Source organism: Paracoccaceae bacterium Fryx2, assembly GCA_032334235.1.
Classification (GTDB): domain Bacteria; phylum Pseudomonadota; class Alphaproteobacteria; order Rhodobacterales; family Rhodobacteraceae; genus JAVSGI01.
Genome location: JAVSGI010000008.1, coordinates 104,182 through 126,427, shown reverse-complemented (window position 1 = coordinate 126,427; position 22,246 = coordinate 104,182). Strand labels below are relative to the sequence as shown.

General features: G+C 61.3%; 25 protein-coding genes and 1 pseudogene. 8 read left to right on the top strand and 18 right to left on the bottom strand.

All coding sequences use genetic code 11. The features are described from left to right. Window positions 1-19: 19 nt before the first annotated feature. The 8 genes from RNZ50_26605 to RNZ50_26570 form a co-directional block, all read right to left on the bottom strand. Window positions 20-1,609 carry an HAD-IC family P-type ATPase gene (locus RNZ50_26605; GenBank protein MDT8858530.1) on the bottom strand — a complete coding sequence of 530 codons (1,590 nt, stop codon included), beginning with the start codon at window positions 1,607-1,609 and terminating at the stop codon, window positions 20-22. A 9-nt stretch (window positions 1,610-1,618) separates the two neighbouring features. Then, window positions 1,619-2,611 (bottom strand): cation-transporting P-type ATPase, encoded by a 993-nt coding sequence (locus RNZ50_26600; GenBank protein ID MDT8858529.1) that lies wholly within the window; start codon window positions 2,609-2,611, stop codon window positions 1,619-1,621. Between the two features lie 394 nt (window positions 2,612-3,005). Beyond that, the gene (gene istB, locus RNZ50_26595) at window positions 3,006-3,767 is read right to left on the bottom strand and encodes an IS21-like element helper ATPase IstB (protein MDT8858528.1); all 762 of its coding nucleotides are present in this window, start codon (window positions 3,765-3,767) and stop codon (window positions 3,006-3,008) included. A 12-nt stretch (window positions 3,768-3,779) separates the two neighbouring features. After that, the gene (gene istA / locus RNZ50_26590; protein MDT8858527.1) at window positions 3,780-5,318 is read right to left on the bottom strand and encodes an IS21 family transposase; all 1,539 of its coding nucleotides are present in this window, start codon (window positions 5,316-5,318) and stop codon (window positions 3,780-3,782) included. 811 nt (window positions 5,319-6,129) lie between these two features. Beyond that, window positions 6,130-6,636: a Ku protein gene (locus RNZ50_26585; protein ID MDT8858526.1), complete on the bottom strand. Its 507-nt coding sequence runs from the start codon at window positions 6,634-6,636 to the stop codon at window positions 6,130-6,132. Between the two features lie 366 nt (window positions 6,637-7,002). Next, window positions 7,003-8,103, bottom strand: coding sequence for a flavodoxin family protein (locus RNZ50_26580; GenBank protein MDT8858525.1), 1,101 nt, complete (start codon window positions 8,101-8,103; stop codon window positions 7,003-7,005). 50 nt (window positions 8,104-8,153) lie between these two features. After that, complete coding sequence (locus tag RNZ50_26575) at window positions 8,154-9,503, bottom strand: sorbosone dehydrogenase family protein (GenBank protein MDT8858524.1); 1,350 nt, start codon at window positions 9,501-9,503, stop codon at window positions 8,154-8,156. Window positions 9,504-9,612: 109 nt separating this feature from the next. Then, complete coding sequence (locus tag RNZ50_26570; GenBank protein ID MDT8858523.1) at window positions 9,613-9,909, bottom strand: PRC-barrel domain-containing protein; 297 nt, start codon at window positions 9,907-9,909, stop codon at window positions 9,613-9,615. A 396-nt stretch (window positions 9,910-10,305) separates the two neighbouring features. Here RNZ50_26570 and RNZ50_26565 point away from each other — a divergent pair, with 396 nt between their 5' ends. Then, window positions 10,306-10,653: a CHRD domain-containing protein gene (locus RNZ50_26565; GenBank protein ID MDT8858522.1), complete on the top strand. Its 348-nt coding sequence runs from the start codon at window positions 10,306-10,308 to the stop codon at window positions 10,651-10,653. A 135-nt stretch (window positions 10,654-10,788) separates the two neighbouring features. Here RNZ50_26565 and RNZ50_26560 read toward each other — a convergent pair. Continuing rightward, a pseudogene (locus RNZ50_26560) lies at window positions 10,789-12,145 on the bottom strand (IS5 family transposase). Window positions 12,146-12,430: 285 nt separating this feature from the next. Continuing rightward, window positions 12,431-12,922, bottom strand: a complete 492-nt coding sequence (locus tag RNZ50_26555) for a pyridoxamine 5'-phosphate oxidase family protein (protein ID MDT8858521.1) — start codon at window positions 12,920-12,922, stop codon at window positions 12,431-12,433. Window positions 12,923-13,539: 617 nt separating this feature from the next. Here RNZ50_26555 and RNZ50_26550 point away from each other — a divergent pair. From RNZ50_26550 to RNZ50_26540, 3 genes are read left to right on the top strand one after another with little or no spacing between them, the layout of a single operon-like run. After that, window positions 13,540-13,761 carry a hypothetical protein gene (locus tag RNZ50_26550; protein ID MDT8858520.1) on the top strand — a complete coding sequence of 74 codons (222 nt, stop codon included), beginning with the start codon at window positions 13,540-13,542 and terminating at the stop codon, window positions 13,759-13,761. A 12-nt stretch (window positions 13,762-13,773) separates the two neighbouring features. Continuing rightward, window positions 13,774-14,322 carry a hypothetical protein gene (locus tag RNZ50_26545; GenBank protein MDT8858519.1) on the top strand — a complete coding sequence of 183 codons (549 nt, stop codon included), beginning with the start codon at window positions 13,774-13,776 and terminating at the stop codon, window positions 14,320-14,322. Next, the gene (locus RNZ50_26540) at window positions 14,319-14,654 is read left to right on the top strand and encodes a hypothetical protein (GenBank protein MDT8858518.1); all 336 of its coding nucleotides are present in this window, start codon (window positions 14,319-14,321) and stop codon (window positions 14,652-14,654) included. The genes RNZ50_26545 and RNZ50_26540 overlap by 4 nt, the downstream gene beginning before the upstream one ends. A gap of 22 nt (window positions 14,655-14,676) precedes the next feature. Here the strand turns inward: RNZ50_26540 and RNZ50_26535 are convergent, their stop codons facing one another. From RNZ50_26535 to RNZ50_26500, 8 genes are all read right to left on the bottom strand, one after another. Next, window positions 14,677-15,174 (bottom strand): RES domain-containing protein, encoded by a 498-nt coding sequence (locus tag RNZ50_26535; protein MDT8858517.1) that lies wholly within the window; start codon window positions 15,172-15,174, stop codon window positions 14,677-14,679. Between the two features lie 3 nt (window positions 15,175-15,177). Beyond that, window positions 15,178-15,528, bottom strand: coding sequence for an antitoxin Xre/MbcA/ParS toxin-binding domain-containing protein (locus RNZ50_26530; protein ID MDT8858516.1), 351 nt, complete (start codon window positions 15,526-15,528; stop codon window positions 15,178-15,180). A gap of 80 nt (window positions 15,529-15,608) precedes the next feature. Further along, window positions 15,609-16,574, bottom strand: coding sequence for a helix-turn-helix domain-containing protein (locus RNZ50_26525; protein MDT8858515.1), 966 nt, complete (start codon window positions 16,572-16,574; stop codon window positions 15,609-15,611). Between the two features lie 372 nt (window positions 16,575-16,946). Next, a complete protein-coding gene (locus RNZ50_26520; GenBank protein ID MDT8858514.1) occupies window positions 16,947-17,468 on the bottom strand; it encodes a DUF6362 family protein in 522 nt (173 codons plus the stop codon). After that, window positions 17,465-17,890, bottom strand: a complete 426-nt coding sequence (locus tag RNZ50_26515; GenBank protein MDT8858513.1) for a hypothetical protein — start codon at window positions 17,888-17,890, stop codon at window positions 17,465-17,467. The genes RNZ50_26520 and RNZ50_26515 overlap by 4 nt, the downstream gene beginning before the upstream one ends. Further along, a complete protein-coding gene (locus tag RNZ50_26510) occupies window positions 17,841-18,701 on the bottom strand; it encodes a helix-turn-helix domain-containing protein (protein MDT8858512.1) in 861 nt (286 codons plus the stop codon). Before RNZ50_26510 ends, RNZ50_26515 begins: the two co-directional genes overlap by 50 nt. Continuing rightward, window positions 18,698-18,895 (bottom strand): hypothetical protein, encoded by a 198-nt coding sequence (locus RNZ50_26505; protein MDT8858511.1) that lies wholly within the window; start codon window positions 18,893-18,895, stop codon window positions 18,698-18,700. The genes RNZ50_26510 and RNZ50_26505 overlap by 4 nt, the downstream gene beginning before the upstream one ends. 10 nt (window positions 18,896-18,905) lie before the next feature. After that, window positions 18,906-19,175: a transcriptional regulator gene (locus RNZ50_26500; GenBank protein MDT8858510.1), complete on the bottom strand. Its 270-nt coding sequence runs from the start codon at window positions 19,173-19,175 to the stop codon at window positions 18,906-18,908. Between the two features lie 312 nt (window positions 19,176-19,487). On the opposite strand from RNZ50_26500, the gene RNZ50_26495 reads away from it, so the two are divergent. The 4 genes from RNZ50_26495 to RNZ50_26480 all read left to right on the top strand — a co-directional run bounded on the left by RNZ50_26495 (window position 19,488) and on the right by RNZ50_26480 (window position 22,136). After that, a complete protein-coding gene (locus RNZ50_26495; GenBank protein MDT8858509.1) occupies window positions 19,488-20,087 on the top strand; it encodes a hypothetical protein in 600 nt (199 codons plus the stop codon). Window positions 20,088-20,226: 139 nt separating this feature from the next. Continuing rightward, window positions 20,227-21,525, top strand: coding sequence for a tyrosine-type recombinase/integrase (locus RNZ50_26490; protein MDT8858508.1), 1,299 nt, complete (start codon window positions 20,227-20,229; stop codon window positions 21,523-21,525). Between the two features lie 46 nt (window positions 21,526-21,571). Continuing rightward, window positions 21,572-21,814: a plasmid stabilization protein gene (locus RNZ50_26485; GenBank protein ID MDT8858507.1), complete on the top strand. Its 243-nt coding sequence runs from the start codon at window positions 21,572-21,574 to the stop codon at window positions 21,812-21,814. A gap of 4 nt (window positions 21,815-21,818) precedes the next feature. Further along, a complete protein-coding gene (locus RNZ50_26480; protein MDT8858506.1) occupies window positions 21,819-22,136 on the top strand; it encodes a type II toxin-antitoxin system Phd/YefM family antitoxin in 318 nt (105 codons plus the stop codon). Window positions 22,137-22,246: the final 110 nt, after the last annotated feature.

Genomic DNA, 22,246 nt, shown 5'->3' with positions numbered 1-22,246 from the left:
CTGCGGACGAAAGCCGCTCTCAGTTCGGCGAATCCTGCGACCCTGAGGCGCGGGCCAAAGGCTGTGCGGAGGGCTTGGTGCGGAAGAACCAAGCCTTCGCCAGTTCTGTAGCAACAAGATATCCGATCAGGATCAGCACGATTCCTGCCAACTGACCACCCGTCAGCGGCACAAAGCCAAAGACGGCGCTCAGGCCACCAAGGTAGGGGATGGCGAAGGTCACCACCAGAACAGTCAGGGTTGACCAGAGCAGCAAGCGGCTGGGTCGGCTGCGGAATGCGGGTCTATGTGTTCGGAGAACCAGCACGACCACAAGCTCAGTCAGGAGCGAGATCACGAACCATGAAGTCTGGAACGTCGCCTCATCGGCGTGAAACACCCACAGCAGCAGCCCAAAGGTGATCAGATCGAAGACTGAACTGATCAGCCCGAAGACGATCATGAATTTCCGGATTTCCTTGATGTTCCAACGTTGTGGCTGCGTCAATCGCTCTGGGTCCACCGAGTCGCTGGAGATTGCAATCGACGGCAAATCCGAAAGAAAGTTGTTCAGCAGGATCTGCTTGGCCGCCAGCGGCAGGAACGGCAACAACGGTGTCGCCAGTGCCATACTAATCATGTTGCCAAAGTTCGCACTGGTGGTGATCGAGATGTATTTCAGCGTGTTGGCAAAGGTGCGCCGCCCGTCCTCGACGCCCGCGTGCAGCACATCAAGATCGCGGGTCAGCAAGATAATGTCTGCGCTTTCGCGGGCGACGTCCACCGCTTCGGCCACCGAGATTCCGACATCGGCGGCATGCAGGGCGGGCGCGTCGTTGATGCCGTCGCCCAGATAGCCCACTGAATGGCCCACACGTTGCAGGGCGCGCACGACGCGCTCTTTTTGCTGCGGGTCAATCTCGACGAAGAGGTCGGTCCGCGGCGCCAGATGCCACAGCGCCTCGTCCCGCATCGCGGCAATCTCTTCGCCGGTCAGCATCGCCTTTGCGTTCAACCCAACGGCCTGCGCGACATGTGCTGTGACATAGCGGTTGTCGCCGCTGATCACCTTGATCGCGATGCCCAAGCGCGCCAGATCGGCGATGGCCTTGGCCGCATCGGGTTTTGGCGGGTCGAGAAACACCAGAAAGCCGCGAAAGGTCATGTTGGCTTCGTCGTCGCGGTCATAATCGGCCTTTGCGGTGAAGCTGCGGGTCGCAAGGGCAAGCACGCGCAGGCCATCCGCACTTTTGGCTTGGAACGTCGCCTCCAACGCCGCGCGCCGCGCCGCGTCCATTGGCATGTCGGTGCCGCCGACTTCCACCGCAGTGCAGGTCGCGAGCACCTCGGCAAAGGCGCCCTTGGTGACCATGAGATGCTGCTCGACACCGTCTGGGGCCACGACGATGGTCAACCTGCGGCGCACAAAATCATACGGGATTTCGTCGATCTTGGCATATCCTGCGGTGGATAGCCCAGCCGTCTGGCCCGCTTCGAAGATCGCCGCATCCAGCGGGTTCTCGATGCCCGTCTCAAACGCCGCATTCAGATAGGCCAATTGCCGCAGTGCATCCGAAGCCACATTCGCGCCGTCCAGAACCTCGCGCAGCACGATCTTGCCCTCGGTCAAGGTGCCGGTCTAGTCGGTGCAAAGGATGTTCATGCTGCCAAGGTTTTCGATGGCATCCAGACGCCGCACGATGACGCCGCGCTTGCTCATCGCGCGGGCCCCGGCAGAAAGGGTCACACTGATGATGGCGGGCAAGAGTTCGGGTGAAAGGCCAACCGCCAAAGCCACGGCGAACAGCATGGATTCGACAACCGGCCGGTGCAGCAGCAGGTTTACCGTCAGCACAAAGATGACGATCACCACCATCACCCGGATCAGCAGATAGCCGAACTGGCGCACACCGCGGGCGAAATCGGTCTCTGGCTGACGTGCGCGCAGGCGGGCGGCAATGGCCCCAAACTCGGTCTTCCGGCCCGTGTTGACGGCGAGCACCCTTGCCGAGCCGCTTCGCACAGACGCACCCATGAAAACGGTGTTGGTGCGCCCGGTCAAGGCTGCGTCGGCGGGCACCCGTCCTGCCCGTTTCTCAACTGGAAAGGACTCGCCGGTCATGCTCGCTTCGCTGACAAGGAAATCCTGCGCCTCGATCACCCGACCATCCACCGGAATCAGATTGCCCGCGGACAGCAAGATCAGATCACCCGGCACGATCTGGGCGACAGGCACCAACTGTTCCATCCCATCGCGGAGTACGCGCGCCGTCAGCGCAAGGCGTTTTTTCAATTCCTCAACTGCAGTGGAGGCCCGATATTCCTGGAAAAAGCTCAACAGCGCACTGCCAACCACGATGGCAAGAATGATTCCGGCATCTACCCATTGCTGCAGCGCAAGTGAAATGGCGGCGGCAAAGGCCAGGATCAGGACAAGCGGGCTTTCGAACTGCCGCAGCAAAAGGCGCAGCGCACTCAAGCGCGCGGCCTCCTCAACGCTGTTGGGGCCGACCGTGGCCAGAATCCTGGTCGCCACGTCAGCCCCCAGACCGACCGGGCCTGATCCGAGCGACTTCATCAAGGCACCCTGATCTGCGCTCCAATACGGAAGATCCCCTTTGGCCGAATTCATCCATGCCGCCGATCTTCCAGCCAGGCTTGCACCCCAAATACGGCCACGCACTGCCAGCGTGGTGGCTGGGACCTATCAATCTCTGAATGACGGTGAAGGCGCAGCATGATTTCTCCGATCTTTGTCGCAATGCGTTACCTTTGAACAGCAACATAGAACAATTCTCGGACCGCAGACTATCCGAGATCAAGAGCCTGCGTGCGCGGCGGCGCATGAGATGAAACAACGGCTAGAGGCTGCCGGTTTGACTGCTTTTCTCAAGTCCTCTGGCGGCAAGGTGCGGATTTCGCGGAGAATGGGCGCTGATTTCGCGCGATCGTGGGCACGCGTTTCGCGCCATTCTGGGCAGTCATTTCACGGGATCGTGGGCAGGCTGGCCGACGCTTTCATGGAGTCAGGCTTGAACGATTTGGTCAAGCTTTTTTGTGACGGCGGAGCGCCTGCGCAGGCTTTCACCTGAGAGGGTGAGGCGGTGTGCGTTGTGAACGAGGCGGTCGAGGATGGCATCTGCGAGCGTTGGGTCGCCGATGGCTTCGTGCCACTGGTCAACGGGGAGTTGGCTTGTGACGATGGTGGAAGCGCGGCCGTGGCGGTCTTCGAGGATTTCCAGCAGGTCACGGCGCTCCGGGGCGGTGAGGACGGCGAGGCCCCAATCGTCAATGATCAGCACATCCATGCGGGCGATGGTTTTGAGGATGCGTTCATGGCGGCCATCGCCACGGGCCAGAGCAAGGGCCTCGAACATGCGCGGCGCACGTTGATAGAGGACGGGCCGCCCATCCCGGCACGCCTTGTGGCCAAGGGCGCAGGCGATCCAGCTTTTGCCCAAACCGGTCGGCCCGGTTATCAGCAGGTTCTCGTGCCGGGCGATCCAGCCGCCATCGGCAAGATGCGCCATGACACTGCGGTCAAGACCACGTGGGCTGCGCAGGTCCAGATCCTCGACGCTGGCATCTTGGCGCAGAGCCGCAAACTTGAGCCGGGAGGCCAGTTTCTTGGTGTCGCGCTCTGCAGCCTCGCGGTCGACCAGCAGGCCGAGACGCTCTTCGAACGAGAGGGCGTCGAAGGCGGTTGACCTGCGTTGTTCTTCGAGCGCCGATGCAATGCCGGTCAGGCCGAGCGCCAACAGTCGGTCGTGGGTGGGATGGGTCAGCATTTTAGTCCTTTCTCAATGGTAATAGCTGCCGCCACGAATGTTGGCGTGCTGGAGGGGGGCGACCTCTTCGGAGCCTTCCAGGAAGGCGCGATCGAGGCCGGTCTTGAGGATCGAACGAATGGAGGTGACGGTGCGGGCCCGGATGGTCACACCCCGCTGGCAGGCCGCATCAACGCGCTCCGGCCCATAGGTTTTGACCAAGGCCAGCACACCCAGGCAGGTGCGGAACCCCTGTTCAGGATGGGGGCGGTCAGCCATCACCATCTCGCAAAAGGCGGCGACGGCGGGGCCGGTCTTGGTTGCCTGCGCCAGCATTCTGGCCGGGGTCCATTCGGCAAAGCGACGATGGGCCGATGGCATATGGTCGGCCACGGTGACATGGCTGCGCCGCCCCGGGGTGCGCACGTGGCTCGCAACCCTCTGACCACGATGGAATATCTCGACCGTCTGGCCGCTTGTGCGAACATCGACCTCTTGTTTGATCAGCGCGAAGGGCACGGAATACCATGAGCTGTCGACCTCAACGTGATAGTCGGGTGCCACGCGGGCGCGCTTCCAGCGGGCGAAGACATAAGGTTCGGGCGGTAGGGGCTGAAGATTGGGCCGATCCAAAGTGGCAAACAGATCGGCGCGGCTGGCGCCATAGCCGCGCATCACGCGCATGTTCAACTCGTCCAGCAGCCGCCGGATCGCCACGTTCAACTCGGCCAATGAGAAGAACCGGTGGTTCCGCAGCCGCGCCAGAATCCAGCGTTGTGCCACTTGGACAGCCACTTCCACCTTCGCCTTGTCCCGGGGTTTGCGCGGCCGGGCGGGCAGAACGGCGGTGCCATAATGCGCCGCCATCTCGGCATAGGTCCGGTTCAGCCCCGGATCAAACCGGTCTGCCTTGATCACGGCGGACTTCAGATTGTCCGGAACCACCGCCTTTGGCACGCCGCCCAGAAAGGCGAACATCCGGATATGCGCGAGGATCCAATCTTCCAACCCCTCCGATGCCACCGCCTCGGCATAGGTGTGATTCGATGCCCCCATTGCCGCCACGAACAGCTTCATGGCCCGCGCTTCGCCGGTCGTGGGGTCGATCACGTCGATGGTGTCGCCGGCAAAGTCGACGAACACCTTCTCGCCGCCCACATGTGTCTGGCGCATCGTCGGGCGCACCCGACCCTTCCAAGCCTCGTAATGCGTGCAAAACCAAGTATAGGCAAAACCCCCGGGGTGCGCGGCACGGTATTCTTCCCAGAGCAGCATCCGCGTCACCCCAGGGCGGCGCAACTCGCGGTCAATCTCCGCCCAGTCGGGCACAAGCCGCTCCGCGTCCGGCACCGTGGGCGGGGCTGGAAACAAAAGAAGTTCAAGGCTGTCGTCATCGATCCCCTCCGGCAAGGGCCACGTGAGCCCGGCATGACGCGCCCGTTGGGTGTAGCTTCCGACGCTCCCCTTGCTCAGACCGAGGGAAGCGGCAATGGACCGCTCGCTCAGGCCTTGCCCAAGCTTCAATCGCAAAACATCTCGTATCCGGCGCATGTTCAATCGTCCTGTCGGCATCAAGCCACCCCTTCATTCCTGAAGGCGCAACTATCCTCAATTTGCCGACCAGACCTGCCCGCGATCCCGCGAAATCAGTGCCCAGCTTCACGCGAAATGACTGCCCATGATCCCGTGAAATCGATGCCCACCATCAAGCGAAACACGCAAGCAAGGGGCTGCATGTGGTGGCGCCGCTGACACCAAAATCCACCTAGTCGAGTGTTAAGGTTTTCACCAAAGCGACGGCGGTGGCGATGGCTGCCGACACCCCCGAAAGTTATGTCGCCACTGTCGTCAAGGCACGGCGAAAGGGAAAGATTCTGATCGATTATCTGCACAATCAGTGCAGTGCGACTGCTGTGGCGCCCTATTCATCGCGTGTCCGGCCCGGTGCGGTGGTATCGGGACCCTTGTTGTGGGACGGACTTAGCCCCGATATCAGACCTGGCCATTTCACAATATTGAACATGTTGGACCGCCTGAGCGCTACAGACCCTTGGCAGGATTTCCACGCGGCCGCTGTGCCGTTGATGACCAAGGCTTAATCGCCCTTCTCGGATGCGATGCTTTTCTTTAATGCGTCCAGAATGCTGACGAGATTGCCCGCTGCGGGTTTTGCCGTCTTCGCATTGACCGGGCGCTTTCGACCCTTCTTTTACGCGGATATAATCTTCAACAACCGGTGCTGAACCTCGTCCTGAACCATTTTGGCATCCCTTGGCTTGGTTCGCTCGTCGCTCAACTGGCACACAGGCGCCATAAAGATGGCGGCGGATTTGTCGTCGGAAATGCCGTCGAAATACTTAGCGGGATCGCGAACCTCGTCCCCTTAGCGCAAAGACCACACGACGATTCCTGCACCACGCGGCTCCAGCATGACCGCGCGCTCGCGCTGCGCCAGCACGAGCCGCGAAATGCCGACAGTTTTGGTGGCCGCCATCGCCTCGCGAATTACTGCAAACGCCTCTGCCCCAACGCTATCGCCGGGCAGCAAGAAATGCGCCTTGTCGCGCCAGATCCAACCGATGCGATCACGGTCAACGAATGTTTGGATATCTATAGTGCGTGTACTGTCCAGTGCGACCGAGTCCAGGTCCTCATCCTCGAGCAGGACATAGTCACCCTCGCCCCGGGCAAAGCCACGCGCCTCATCATCTTTCTTGACTACGTTTCCCGTTACCGAATCTACATAGCGGCTGACCACGCGGTGTCCGGTCTCGCGGTTCAGTGTGTGAAATTTCAGCTTCTCGCCGTCTGTCGTCGCAGGCGTCATTGTCACCGCACAGGTGACGAGCGACAGTTTGAGATAACCCTTCCAGTATACCTGTGTGGCCATGGCACCCTCCGATCACAAAAGGAAACGTCAGAAAAGCTCCTTCGTTCCCAAATGTCTGTGCCAGTCGAGCCTGCATTCAGAAGGCGGTGTCCTGGTCGCCCTGCGGGACACCGGGCAAACCCGGAATTGATCAGTCAGGGCGAAACCAAATGAGCTTTGAAGCGTTTATAGTCAGAAGCAGGCAGCATGCTTGTCAATCAGACGAGACGAGATGAGGAACACGGCGGTTTTTCTGATTTCCCGCTGTGGCCAACGCAATGGCAGTCGAGCCTCTTAATCGCCAGCATCCTGCCTGCTTCGCCCCCTCAAATTCTGATGACAGGACTGTGCTTAAACTCAGCTGGGACGTTATGGTGTGAACCGTTGCTATTTCTGTCGCGGGTCGGTCAGGTCCGCACCTGCTTCGATCATGGTCCCGCTCCGCATGGCTACGACGGCCTGCGCCAGAATGCGGGCGGCATTGCGCACTTCCTCCTGAACATGGGTATCAAGGTCGAGCGCCGCGTGGCTGGTCGCGTAGGGTTCCCAATAGCCGATGTAACGGTCGATCTCGGCGCTGGCCCCGGCAGGCACCAGCTTCATGAATTTCAGCCAATCCGACAGCGACCGCCGCACGTTTTCCACGCCCGCCACATCGCCGTGGACAACGACCGAAAAGGCGCGGCCCGCCAGATGGCGCGGATAATCCCAGCCCGCAAGTTCGATCGCCTTCGCCAACTCTGCGTCCTTGCCATCGGTCAGGGTCGGGTCCGGGTTGCCACCGTCGGCGCAGACCAGCCGGTCCATCATTAGCTTGACCGGTGAAGTGACCTGATACCAGTTCACCGGCGTTACGATCATCACACCGTGTGCTGCCACCCAAAGCGGATAGATGTCGTTCATCCAGTCCTGCGTCTGGCCAAGCGCGTGGTTGGGGTAACATGAACAGGGCCAGTGGCACAAAGGCGCTGCGGTCGAAAAGCAGGCTTTGCAGGGGTGGATCTTGCGGCCGTATTCCGAGGCAAGGCGCGAAAGATCGAGGATATCGACCGCCAGTGAGAACTCCTTTTCGATCACGGTTTTTGCCAGCTCGATCAGGCGGAAGCTTTTCGACATCTCGCCGGGACAAGTGTGTTCACTACGGGACGAGCCGTTGATCAGCAGGATGCGTGGCGTTCCGTCCTTGGCGTCATGCTGAACCTGTGCAGCATCAATGGCGTTTCGTGCAGCGTTCCAATCGACAGAGAGATCGTAGTCGGGGTTTTTGAACCCGACCCCGGCCTTTTCGGTGATCGGGGCCTTGCGCGACCCATGGTAGGCGTCCCAGGCAATATCGGCGATCTTGTCGATCTCGGCCTGAAGGGCATCAAACGCAGGGTCGGTGAACTGTTCGCCATAACGCCGCTTGAAATCATGCTTCGAAAGCTGTGTGCCTGGCATGCCTTTGCGGGGCGTAAGATCCTTGGCTGAGGCAGGAGATTTGACCATGGTTCAATTCCTTTTCCTTGTGCTTTAGCCGACAATATTGACCTTCGAGCTCACGGATTTGCGCCCAGAACCGCGGAACCATTCGGCACCACCCGCCACACCTTATTGCCAACATCGTCGGCAACCAGCAGGGCACCCGTTGCGTCGATGACGACGCCCACCGGCCTTCCCATCGCTTTGCCTTCGGTGTTCACAAACCCGGTCAGGATATCTTGCGGATCACCTGACGGCTCGCCGTCGGTAAAAGGGACAAAGATCACTTTGTAACCCGACGGCGGCTCTCGGTTCCACGACCCATGCTGTCCGACAAACGCACCGTTATGATAGCTTTCCGGAAACAAGGAACCCGTGTTGAAGGTGAGGCCCAGCGAGCCGGTATGCGCACCGAGGGCGTAGTTCGGGACGAGCGCACTTTGCACCAGATCGGGACGCGGGGGCGTAGCGCGCACGTCTACGTGCTGACCATAGTAACTATAGGGCCAACCGTAAAACCCGCCGTCCTGCACCGAGGTCATGTAGTCGGGCACCAAATCACTGCCGATCTCGTCGCGTTCATTAACCGCAACCCACAAGGCACCACTGTCGGGCTGCCAGGCCAACCCGTTGGGATTGCGCAGGCCGGACGCGAACACCCGCGTCTGCCGTGTGGCGAGGTCGATTTCCAACACCGTGGCACGATTTTCTTCGACCTCAATCCCGTTTTCGGCGACGTTGCTGTTCGATCCGACCGTTGCATAAAGTTTGGTTCCATCGGCGCTGGCGATCACATCCTTGGTCCAATGGTGGTTGATTGGCCCTGCTGGCAGGTGGGCGATCAATTCGCCTTCGGCGGTGATGGAGATTTCACCAGTCTGGTACGGAAACGCCACGATCGCATCCGTATTCGCGACATACAGCGTGTTGCCGACCAAGGTCATGCCAAACGGAGAATTGAGCCGTTTAAGAAAGGTTTCCCGCACCTCGGCCACGCCATCGCCGTCAGCGTCGCGGACAAGCGTGATCTGGTTCGCACTGGGCACCCCGGCGCCCGCGCGCGACATGACCAGCCCCATCACCCAGCCTTTGAGGCTGAAGGATGCATCTGGCTTCGGTGGCGCGTTGCTTTCGGCTACCAAGACGTCGCCGTTAGGCAAAACGTAAAGCCAGCGTGGATGGTCAAATCCACCGGCATATTCGTTTACGCGCAGGCCCTCTGTGGCCACCGGGATCGCATCCAATGGCCAACCGATCGCCGGTGCGATGTTCACCGTCGGGATCAGGCGGGGATCGGGCGCTGGCAGCTCTGGCTTCGGGCCGTAACCTGCCGTGACGGCAGTCGTTGCCTGTTCGCGGGACGCAACGAACACAACGGCTGGGATCAAAACGGCAAGCGCGGGGATGACCAGCAAGATTTTCTTCATGGGTCTGCCTTGCGGTTGAATGAGGCGGCTGATGTGACGGAAAATGCGGGCGCTTGATTTTCAAGCGCCCGCCGCCGCAAAGGACCTTAGCAGTGGCCCCGAGATGCGATCAGTGATGGTGCTCTGGCAGCGCCTTGACCTGATCCTTGGTCCAAGTCGTTGTTGCATGCACGCTGCCGTCTTCATCGCGCATAAAGTGCAAGTCGCTCGTGGTCATCGACACGGGCTTGGCACCTATGCCAAGAAAGCCACCAACATCAACGATTACGGACGTCGCAGCACCCATCCCGTGGACATGCGAAACGGTGCCGATCTTTGCGTCGTGTGCGCCGTAAACAACGGCATCAATCAGGTTGGCTTCGTTCAGTTCAGCTGCGTCGAGCGCTACGTGGTTTGAATGGTCCATCTGGTAAATCTCCTGTTTTGCGGATCTGAGCAGGCTGGCTCTCGGTATCAACGCGTGGCTTTGGGTAGGGTTCCGCAATCAGCAAGGCCGCTGCCGTATTGGCCAGTGACAAGCCGCGATCAGCACCTTTCCGCCGACCTCGCCGATTTGAACACCCCCAATTCACGACGGCGCATGTCCGAACTGGCGAGCGATAGTGGCGAGGAGATCTCTGCTCAGTTGAGGCCCTGAGCTCGGTACACGTCAGACATCATCCCGGTCATCGTGGCCAAAAACGGCCGATTGCCATCACTCAATGGAACTGCGGCCGATAACCTGCGTTCTATGAGTTCTTGCTGTCGACATCTGTCTTGCTTTCAGGACGATGCTAAAATGGCAAATACACTTTTCTGATGATTGTCACCGGGCGCTCAGCCCATAGGTGGTGCGGCGGAAGTGCCGCCTGTCGAAAGCGCTGCAACGGGCACGGTCGAAGTGACGCTCGACACGGAAGCCAAGACGGTGGCTTGGGTCGTCACGACCGAAGGCTTGACCGGTGATGCGACCGCCTCGCACATTCACGGCCCCGCGGCGGCGACGGAATCCGCTGGTCCGGTCATCGACACCATGGCCACGATGGAAGGCAGCGCACCGATCACGGACGGACAGATCACAGATCTGACCGGCGGCATGTATTACTACAATGTCCACACCGAGAAGTTCCCTGACGGTGAAATCCGCGGTCAGTTGATGACCACCAAGTAAGAACGACATCATCCCTTAGCAGGCCGCTGAAATAGTCGCTGGCCCGGAACGGTGTCCTTCAGGGGCTGTCGAAATGGTGCCGGGCAAGGCGGGTTTGTGGCCGTTGCGGGCCGGGATTCGCCTTCACTCGCTGGCTCATGCTGCCAGCAACCGAGGCAGCCGGGCAAGATTGCAGGCCGCCATCGTAAGGGTGAACTGGGCACCCACCCGTTTGACGCCCCGCAGCATTGCCTGCGCCATGGGTCCGACCGTCTTGGCCCATCCGAACGGCTCTTCGATCTTCTTGCGGCGTTTTTGCGAGATTGCGTATCCTGAATGCCGGGTGGTGCGACCATCGATAGCCGAGTGCCGGACTTTTTGCGCCACATGGGGCGTGACGCAGGCCTGTCGCAGATCGTTGACGAAGTCGGCGCAGTCGTAGCCCTTGTCAGCGCCGACCGTCAGCCGCCGCGTCGAGCCTGGCGAATGGCGGTGGATCATGGCAAGGGCGGCGCGACGCTCTGCGTGACCATCCATTGCCCGGCAGGCGCATGCGCAGCATGCTGCCGAGAGGGGGCCTGCGTCATCTCGGTCTGGACGATCAGCCCGTTGCCTTGCGGCGGGTTCCTCGGACCGGTGGCGGAACCCGCCTCATCCATGAGGGTATGGCCGATGAAACAAAGGTTTGCGCCAGTGCCCGGCGACTTCTTGTAGAGCCGCGCCTCAGGATCGGTGACCGAGGCATGGGTTGCGTTCGACCGCTTCTGGCCGCGGAAGTCGACTTCGGTATTGCGATCTCTGGGCTTTTCGGTGGTCATCGGGGCGGTCTCCGGGCTGGGTTGGGCGGGGGCTTCGGCATCGGCGGCAGGCGGCAGGCGGCGGATCATCCGGCCTATCGCCTCCGAGAGGGGCGGCCTCCGGCTTGGGCTGAAAACTCTTCATGGATGGTGAGCCATGGTGTCGCCATCGGTTCGAGACCCATGGCGAACGCCTTGACCAGCGTGCCGTCGACCGAGAAGTGCTCATCCGACAAGAGCGGCGCCACCTCGCGGTGGGCGAGGATCGCCGCCAGGACTTTGCGGGCCATGTCGGTGGTCAGCAGCCGGTCGCGGTTCTTCGTGAAAACCGTCGGCCTTCGGCCCGGCGCTTCGCGCGTTCAGGGCTGAAATCTGTCCACTGGACAGATTTCCGGGCGCCCTTCACCCCACACCGCGTCATCAATGCCCAGCCCAACGAACCAACGGAACATCAAGTTATACTGCATCTGTTCCATCAACTGCCGTTCGGATCGCACCGAAAACAGGATCTGGATCAGGCTGGCGCGCAGCAGGCGCTCGGGCGGGATCGACGGCCGCCCATCGGCAGAATAAAGCACGTCAAAGTCGCCATCGAGGCTGGCAAGCGCATCGTTGACGATCTGCCGGATCTTGCGCAACGGATGCCGAGACGGAATGCGCTCCTCAAGATCGACATAGCTGAAAAGCGAACCGCTCGTCTCGTCCGTGCCCCGCATCGTATTTCCCCGTCAAACCACTTGGAAAGGGAGTCACGTTCTGTATCCGGCGTCCAGGGTTGGGTTTTTCAGCATCCTGTTAGTCCCCATTGCGCCGGTCTGGTTAAACAGACCGGCGCACCTGCTTGCGATGCGTCCGTTCCTCGTGGCTGTATCAGGGGACATTTGACCGATGACTAATTTCGAACGTGGTCGACGCGGTTTGTAAAAAACGTTCGGATTGGTTGAACAAATCGGTGCGGTGTCGACACGGCGCACCGCTCGGTACGCCGCGCTTTTGTGATGTCAGGCGAGGGAGACTTTGGCCACGTTGCCCGCATAATCTTCCTTCGGATCGGACCCGAACAGAACCTTGAGCCCGGCGAGCAGGCTCGATCCGTCCAGCCAGATTTCGGCATCCTTCGGATCAAAGCGCATCAAACACAGATCGGGGTCGTCCTTGCCGCCTTCGTACCAAGCCGCGATGAAGCCGTTCCAGAGCCTGTCTATCACGGCGCGGTCGTTGGATATGACCATCCGACCGCTGACCGAAGCCCAGACGTCGTGCCCTTTGGCAACGAAGTTGAAGTAAGACGGCTGTTCGGTCGTCAGCGCCTTTGCCAGCGTGCTGTCCTTTGAGGTAAAAAACCAGATCGGCCCCTGATCTGCGTCAGCATCGATCTGTGCGGTCATCGGGCGTGGGGTGACGTCGTGCACTCCGGAGACGCCGAGCATCACGGTCATATCTGATCGCAGCGCTTTCCAGAACTTGTCTTCAATGTCTTGGGTATCGGGCATAAGAATCTCCTTTGAGGATGCACGAACGTAACGCCGCAATCCCAGGGGAAGTTCCATCGAGCCCGACCACGCAGAGGTCACTCTTGTCGCCAATGGCGCAAGATTCAATGGCTCATTGAACCGGCGGACCTTCGAGTTTCTCAGCGTCGCGGATGGGCAGGACAACGCATGGGTTGCACCAGCCGTTTGACCTGATGTTTTGTTGCTTCCGGTGCGGCGCGCGCTGGAGCTGCGGTAAAATCCGACAATTTGAAGCCCGTCAGCGAATGCCCTGATCGCCGCTTGAAGCGTGAGCTTGGTGGACGCCGCCCGCGCTTTTCCCGGACGCCGCGCTGCGCTTATTTGGTGGAGCGGACTTCGCACCGTTGGGCAAAATCAACCTCAGCGCCCCAATGGAACCTGAACGTGCCGGATCAGTCGTCCCGTCCGGAATTGTGGCGATCCGGCCTGTGGCGAGCGCCTTGCGCACGGCTGCTTCCGAGACCCCGCGCTGCGCGGCATGGCTTCGCCGGGACACTCCCATTCCGGCCGAAACCTCATCTATTCAGTGACTTAGGAGTTGCTCTCTTTTGATGTCGTGCGCTGTCTGCAGCCATCGCAACGCAACGGAGACCGCCATGAAGACCGCCACCAAGGCCCTGACAAACCACGAAGAATTCTGCCTCAAGAACGCCGCGCACTTTGTCGCCGCCCGGGGCCGCACGCCTGCCAATCGCACGCGGGAGCAATTCGCGACCCTGCCTGAAGCGCAGGCTTTTGGCGCGGCAATCGGCGACGGCCGCACCATGATCTACGCCGTTACCACCCTCGGGCATTCCGCCCACATCACCAACGCCTGAAGGAACGAACCTATGAAAACCAAAGCCCTCACCGCCGCGCAGATCGACACGCTTGCCCAGCACCTTTCCGAAACCCCGATCGAACCGGCCACCAGCGCCAAGAAGGCGGGCGACACCTTCGCCCGCTTGCTGGCTGCAAAGATCGGCGCCGAGCGCGCGGCCCTTGCCTTCACTTCGATTATGACCGCCGACACCGTTGATCAGGCCGAGACCCGGCTCACCTTGGTGCTGGACTATGTCAACCCCGATCCTGCTGGCGAGATGATACCGGCGCCCGACGATGACCCGAAGGTCGCGCCCGCCTCGGTTGTCGGCAAGCGGCAAGCCATTCTCGATCAGGCGCAGACGGGTGCGCTGCCACCAGCGCCTGATTTCTCCAAGCCGACCCACGCCCGGTTCCGAGCAAAGCTCGCGCAGATCATGGCCTTGGCCGAGGCGGGCGACATCGCCGGTTTGCAGGCTTTCGAGATCAACCCGGTCTCAAGCAGCCCGAAGGCCATGGCCCGCTACCGCGACCTTTGTGTGATCGCCATAACTGCCCGCGCGCAGGTGGCCGCATGAAGATCACCCGCGAATTCGCCCCGGCTGATCGCTACGTCTATGATTTCGGGCTCTGCAGCTACGAGAAGGGCTGGGCGCAGATCGATACGGCACAGGATGCCTCGTATTTCGGGACATGGGCCGACCCGACCCGATTGATGATCTTCAACTATTGCGAGGGTGACACGACCTTGAAGGGGGCCGCCTCGCCCGAAGAATTTGTCGCAGAACTGCGGGAGATCGATGCCTGGAACCGGGCGCATGGGTATGGCCCGGCGCGGATCGATCCGGGGTTTGATCCGACGATGAAGGCGGCGTTTGAAGGGATGGGGCTGGCGGACATGCTACATTGAGCGCGCAGCCCGACGAGCTTCGTTATTGCAGTAAACGCCCTTCGTCATCGATCAGCACCAGTTTGGCGGGAAGCGTGCTCCCCCAGACCCAGAGCACCATGTTCAAGTCCTCACCACGCGCTCCCTTGGCAAAGCTTGGTACCTGCAGCCCGGCATAGCCGTCGGCAATCAGCCGTTCGGCGAGGATCTGCGTCGGCGCTTTGCCATTTGCCCGCATCTGCAACCGCCAGTCTTCGGCGGCGAGATCGGCGGGCGTCATGTCGTACGTGCCAAGTGCATCGGCATCGGTCGCATCAAAGACGGGGGTAATGTCGGCCTCGTAGCAGACCAGCGTCGTTGGCTGAAGCGTCCCTATCTGGTTGGCCTCACGGATCGCCGTCATCACCGATAGCGCGGTGTAGAGCGCCGGTACGCCCTTTGGGTTGAACCGCCCGCCATGCAGCCGGGCCCCTTCTCCCGACAGTGGCTCGCGGGCGCGGATCGGGTTGAGCGCGCGGTATAGAAGGCCCTGAAAGTGCATCGGTCAGGCGTAAATGCCAGCGTCGACCGCGTCGATGTACTCCAGAACGTCGGCAGCCTGGCCCTCGCGGACAAGCTGCATCGCAGTCAGCCCGCCAAAGCCCGCCAGCGGTTCCGACCGGTACCAGGCATAGGCGATCAGCGCGGAGCCAAAGCGCGGCTCAACCCGGTTCAGGATCTCGACCATTTCTCGCAGCCGCTTCTGGGTCTTGGGGCTGGCGATCCGGTCTTGCCGCACGACAGCGTCGCGGCCAAGGCCGACGGTGCGGGCAACCTCATCCAGCGTGGTGCGCAGGGCGGTGGCGATCCGGCTGGGGGCGAACCGGCCATCTTCGGCGAAGGCTTCGAGACTCATATGCCACTCCATCTTTGATGACATGATATAGCGTCAGTCTGAGTGGTATTCAAGCCGCCTTGGTCAAGGCTCCGCTCCGATCAATGCACACCCCGCGCTCTCAACCGCTCTGGCGTGACGAGGCCGCGTGACAGCATGGCATCGCGGATTGTGTTGCTGATCGTGTTGGCGGGCAGGAACCGGTCCGAATTGACCATGTCGGCGTAGAAGGCCGCGAGTTCGTCGGCGCTGGGCCGTGCGCCCTCTGTGCGCTTGGGTTGGCGCTTGGCGGTTGTTGGCTTGGCGGAGGTTGCCGCGGCCTGCTCATCGCGCTTGGCGGCGCGTTCTATCGCCCGGTCAAGGGCCTTGGGACCGTCTGGCGGGGCAGGGTGGTCCCTTCGGGTTTCGGTTGCGGTCTCGATGATCCGGTCCTCGGTGAGGCCAAGGTCGTCGATCCAGCGGCGCACATGGGTTTTGGCTGGCCAGCCCTGCCACCAGGCGGGCAGGGTGCCGTTTGGATCGATGCCCAACGCTGTCAGCAGCTCTGCGAAGAAACGATCAAAATCGATCTCGCGCGCAGCCGCGTCCTCCTCCTCCTTTACTGGTTTAGTTAAAGGTTCTCTTACAAGGTTATACTCCGGATTCCGGAGATGGCTTTGGGGAAAATCCGGAGATGGAACACCCGGAAATCCGGAGTTGGCCCCATCTGGCGATTCCGGAGATGGGTCGTGATTTTCTTCCATGATTTCAACAAAGCTTTCTCCACTTTCCGGAGGTGGCTTTTGCGGGAATCCCTGCTCGAACCCGAGGACATACCGCGTTGGCAAGCGCCGATGGCTGTGCGGATGGTGGGCCCGGATGCGGTGGATCAGGCCCAGTTTCTCCAGCGTGGCGAGATGATCGTTCAGGGCGGAGATGGACATTTCCGCGTCCTCGGCCAGCCGCGCTTGTGTCGGAAAGCAGCCGAAATCCGGGTTGTGGCGATCGCAGAGGAACCACAGGACGATCTTGGTGGCAGGCTTCAGCCCGCGCTGTTGGATGACCCAGTTGGTGGCGGCGTGGCTCATGGACGGTCTCCGGACATGGAAAAAGGCCCGGTGATGAACACCGGGCCGGACAAGGTGGGGCGGGTCAGGAAACGCCGATGGCGGGCGGTTCCGTGGCGGGGAGGGAACGGGATGGTGTGGCGGGCAGGGCGGTCGCGGTATTGATCAGATTGCGGGCGCGTACTCAGACGCAGGGTGCGCACCTGCGAACCGCGCACCCAAAGGTGCGAACCCAGAAAAAATGTTTGACGCTAGAGGCTTACCGCGCCTCTGCCCCCCGCATACAGGTCCGGCTAGGGTGGAACCAAGGCCGGGGGAGCGAGGGGCAGCGCCTGATAAGGGCTTGGGGAAGCGGTCGATCTGTCGCCCATATGTTCCACCAGCCTATCGCTTTTATGCCTCAGAACCGGAAGAAATGTCTCGCCTGAAGTTCAACGTGTTTTGCGGGTTATCCTGCGTGTTGGGCACGCTTTCGCGCGGGTTTCCGCCGGGTGTGGAAACCGTAGGCTCCGGCAGCTTCAACTTGCGCTTTGTTTTCGTTTGGGAATTCAGCTTCTTTGCAATCGTCAAAAGTGCCGCTGCCCAGCGCCGCCACGCAGTCGATCGCACCACACCGGCGCGGTAGCAGACCTGACGCCAACGCATGCCGTCGGCCCGCAGCCAAACGATGCGGGCGTCCTCTGGGCCGATCAGCATCAGCCAGTCGAAGCATTCCTCCATCCGGCTGATTGCGGCAGCGCTGGGGATCACCCGCATCGGGGCCTCGGGCGTATAGCCGTAGGCATGCTTGGCCTCTTGCACGACCGGCGGCCACGACCCGCCGTAGCCGCGAGGGCGATCCTTCTCCGGCAGACGGCGTAGGGTGTAGGCGGCCTCTTCGAAGCGGTCCTCGATGTCGCGGGCGGTCAGGGTCATAGCGCCTCCCTCCGGACGGCTGGCTGCGTTGCCTTGGCCTCCGGCAGGCCGGTGATCTGCGCCCCTTGCTGGGCCAGAAACCGGCGGATGGTGACGATTGGGTTGGCGATGGCCAGCAACTGGCCCGGCGTCGGTGCAAACTTGTTCTCGGCCCTTCGCCAGCCCGCGCAAGCCGCATCGATGACATCCTCGGGCAGATGCGCCAGATCCTCGAGCCAGTCTTCGGCGATCCCAGCGCGGATATCGTCGCTTACCGCCTGCTGCGGGTAATGCCCGATCAGCCGGGTGATCAGCTGCGCTGCGCGCACGGGCTTGGCCGGGGTCAGGGACGCTGCCAGCAGCTTGGTCACGGGCTGGATCAGCGCGATCTCGTCAGGTGTCGGGGTCGGTCTGCGCGGCCCGTGCCCGATCAGCTTTTTCAACAGCGGCGTTCCAGGCATTGCTGCTATCGCGGGCAGCGGATTTGTTGTGCTTGGCTTTTCGTGGGGGGCTTGCGTGTTCATCAGCAATTTCCTTCGTTTGAAGCAGGGGGGCTTCGCGGCGGGCTTTGGCTTCCAGAATGGCGGGGGTGAAGAACGACCAGCCCCGGATCGGGGCCGATCTCGCATCGCGGGTTTTCGCGGCGATCACCGGCAGGATGTCGATCGTCAGATCGCAGCCCGCCTCAATCCAGCGGGCAATCTCGAAAGCCGTGATGCTGCTGGCCTCGGCGTCCCTGTCCAGACCGGGACCTGAAACTGCAAGACAAGCCATTCGAGGATCTGGTTCGCTTAGATGCGAAGCGCTTTTTAGTATCAGTGAAGTATCAAGGGCGGCCACTGTGGCCGGGGGGTGGGGCCACAGTGGCCGGTTGTCAGGCGGCCAAACTGGCCGCTTGTCGCCATTGGCCGGTTGCTTGGAAGGGCCCGAATTATCGGTCTCTTCATCGTCGTCGAGCATGCCCAGCGGGGCTGGTTTGCGCCCTTCGAACGCCGTCAGCAGGATCATGTCCGACTGGCGGCTGCCGTTGCCGCGGCGGCGCGGAATACGCCGGATTACGCCACGGGCGTCCATGTCTGCCAGGACCCGGCGCACCGTCCGCTCGCCCAGCGCGGTCTGATCGGCGAGGGTCTTTTGCGAGGGCCAGCTGATGCCGTATTCGTTGGCGTAATTTGACAGCACCAGCAGGATCACCTTTTCGGTGACGCTGCCCGCGGCATAATCCAGCGCCCATGTGATGGCCTGAACGCTCATAGCGCGGCCGTCACGGTCAGGCGTTTGACGATCGCCTGCATCAGGGCGATGCGCTTGTCGGCATCGGTCTGGCGCATCTGGCCCGCCCGGACGCTGGCCCAGTAGACCTGCCTGCGCATGTCCAACTCGCGCTGGGCCTCGGCGATCAGGGCCGTGATTGGGGTGATGCTTGTGGGGGTGGTGGTTTGTGCCATGATTGCCCCCTCAGCGCCGCGCGGCCAAAGCGCGGCCGGTCAGCGCCTTGCGGGCCTCTTGCTCGCGCAGCCAGTCGCGGACCGCCTCCATCCGGTAGATCACCTTGCGGCCCACCCGGACGCAGGGCGGGCCCATGCGGCGGGTCTCCCAGCGCTGCAAGGTATCGACCGACAGAGTCAGTTCCCGGGCAAGGTCGACCCGGTCCAGCCAGCCGGTCAGAAGACCGGTATCAACCTCTGGCACCGCGTCGTCGACAGCGGTTAAGCCAATCTTTTTCATGTCTTTTCTCCATGTCCAGCGCCCCCCGATCGGTGCGCTCAAATCAATGAGTCGAGACAAGCACGGGCAAGGCACCGGCAGAGAGGCAGAAACCGGCAGAAACAAACCGGCAATTCTGCCGGTCCTGTTATCCACAGATTTTCAGAACTCCGACCCATGAATTTAGTATGAACAAAAGTGGAACTCTGACAACTTGAGGGAGAGCAGTTCATAACCAGAATCGCCAGATGGTCACCGCCGCCGAGAGGTTGGGGGCAGGTTTCGTACGTCACGAAGCCTTGGTCATATTGGGGATCGTAACAGGAGGCAGGCATGGCGTTTCCGGCGCAGTATTTCTATTCAATTCTTGATGTTGCAGGTCGGTGGGGGTGCACCCAGACCGCGGTTGTGAATTGGGCAATTTCGGGTGAACTTGACCTTGTCGCGGGGTTTTCGCCGATCCTTTTTGGTGACGAACCGGCCGCGGGGCTGCTGGTGGTTTCGGCCTCGGATGTGCGCCCGTTGTTCCGCCCGTTCGGTAAAGCGGCGAAGAAGATTTTCGTGAAACAGGCGCGTCGGATTGGCACTGAAGAGTTGAAGCTGATCACCAAACCGGCACGCGGTTTGCGGCTGACTGCGGCGGACATCATGATCACCGCCCGCGAAATCGATCGGTTTGAAGATGCGCACGGCATCGGTCGGACCCGCAACGCAGGGCCGGGTGCACCCGGGCGATACGACTGGGAAGGCTTTCACATGGCCCTGTTCAAACGCATCTACACTGGCGGATTTCCGTTGCAGCAGCGTGACTTAGTGATTGAGATGCAGGAATGGTTCATCGCCAATTCCGACGCCGGGGAAGCCCCTGACGAGAGCACAATCCGACGCCGGATTAAGGCGATCTGGCAGGAACTGAACCCGGCCCAAACCTGATTCTTTCCACGCCGGAAAACGACCGGCAGAATTGCCGGTTTGTTTCTGCCGGTTTCCGCCTCTCTGCCGGTGCCTTGTCTGGAGCAGGTTGCTCTTTGCCGATTCTCTACGCTCAGTCGGTGCGAAAAGGGGAACTGATATGGCCACACATTTGACGGAACGAGTTGTAAAGGCTGCCGAAATCGGCACGCGCAAGTACGTGGTGTTCGACGAGGATTGCGCTGGCTTCGGCCTTTGCGTGTTCCTGTCGGGCCGCAAGGGGTTCATCCTGATCTACCGCGCCGCGGGGCGGCAGCGGCGCATGACGATCGGCACATGGCCCAGCTGGTCGGTGACTGCCGCCCGGGAGGAAGCCAAACGCCTGAAGCGCGACATCGATCGTGGCGAAGACCCGATGGACACGCGGACCAATGCCCGTCACGCGCCCACCGTTGATGAACTGGTCGATCGGTACATCGACGAACACCTGCCGAAACTGTCGGCCTCAAGCAGCAAGGATCAGGCCAGCATGCTCAAGACGCTGGTCTTGCCCGACTGGCGATCACGCAAAGTGACCGACATCACGCCGACCGATGTCGACAGGCTGCTGATCAAGGTTGCGGCAGGGCGGCCGCGGGTCTGGAAGAAACCGGTCAAGCCGATCGCAGTGCCCCGTGCGTTCAAATCAAAGCAGGCTAAACCAAAATCTCCGCCGAAGACCTTCAAGCCGACGCCCGTGCGCGCAAATCGGGTGGGAGAGGTGCTGCGTAAGATGTTCAGTCTGGCCGTCATGTGGAAAATGCGGACCGACAATCCCGCTACCAGTTTCCGCAAGCGGCCAGAAACGGCCCGCGAGCGGTTCCTCTCCTTTGACGAAATCCAGCGCCTCGCCGACGCCCTGTGCGCCGACACCGACCAGCGAGCCGCCGGGATCATCCGTCTCTGCATGCTCACCGGCGCGCGTTGCGGCGAGGCCCGCACAGCGACCTTCGACCAGTTCAACCTCGACCTCGCAATCTGGACTAAACAAGCCGCCTATACCAAACAGCGCCGCGTCCACCGTGTCCCTATCTCGCACGAGACCGTCGCCCTGATCCGCCTGCGTGGGGATGCCGTGCCCAAGGGTTGCCGCTTCCTGTTCCCCGGCGATGTGCCCGGCCAGCCGGTGGTCGATCTCAAGCGGTTCTGGGAACGGATGCGCGTGCAGGCCGAAATCCCGGACGTGCGCATCCATGATCTGCGCCACACCTTCGCCTCGCTGCTGGTATCGGGCGGCGCGTCGCTGGAAATGATCGGGCGGCTGCTCGGCCACACCCAGATCGGCACCACCCAGCGCTACGCACACCTGATCGACTCGCCGCTGCGGGCTGGGGTGAACGCAGTGGGAGAGATGCTGAAGCCGCGGCTGCGGGTGGTGGGGGAGAGCGAAACGGGCAGCACCCGGTCAAACGTCGCTTGATTGAGGGCCATGCCCGCCTCACCTTTGGTGTGGAATGGAGGGCATCATGGCAAGCATCACGATTCGCAATCTGGATGATGATCTGAAACGCCGCCTGCGTGTGCGGGCAGCGGAGAACGGCCGGTCCATGGAAGCGGAGATGCGGGAAATCCTGCGCCATGCAGTCAGCCCGCCCAGCGCGCCGCATAACCTCGGGCAGTCGATCCACGAGCGATTTGCTGCTATCGGCGGCGTCGAACTATCTCCCGTTCAGCGAGAACCAAGCCGGGCAGTGCGCAGACCTGAGTAATCCTTTGCCTTTAAGCAACCTGTTCGCCTCTGAAGCCAAGGATGCGATGCTTTTGTTGGCGGCAGATGTTGCCAAGTTCGGCCAAAATGGCCAAAAGAGTTCAAGGCAAGGGGCGGGGAGCCACATGCAGACCCTAAGTGCGAAAGACGCCAAATACAGCTTCGGACGCCTGATCGATTTGGCCCGGGCTGGGCCGGTCGCCGTTGCAAAGCACGGCCGACCGGTCGTTGTGGTAATGGCGATCGAAGAGTACGATCGTTTGAAGGGTATTGAAGCGGGTCGAAAAAACGGCCCCAATAACACTGACGGGGCGGACGAGTGATAAAGCAAGCAATTGGCGCTGTGGCAATCCAATGCCCCAAGGGCGCAGAGTATCGGTTTGGTAAAGGTTTCGATCTGAGCACAATCAAGCTGATCTGTTCGATGGGACCG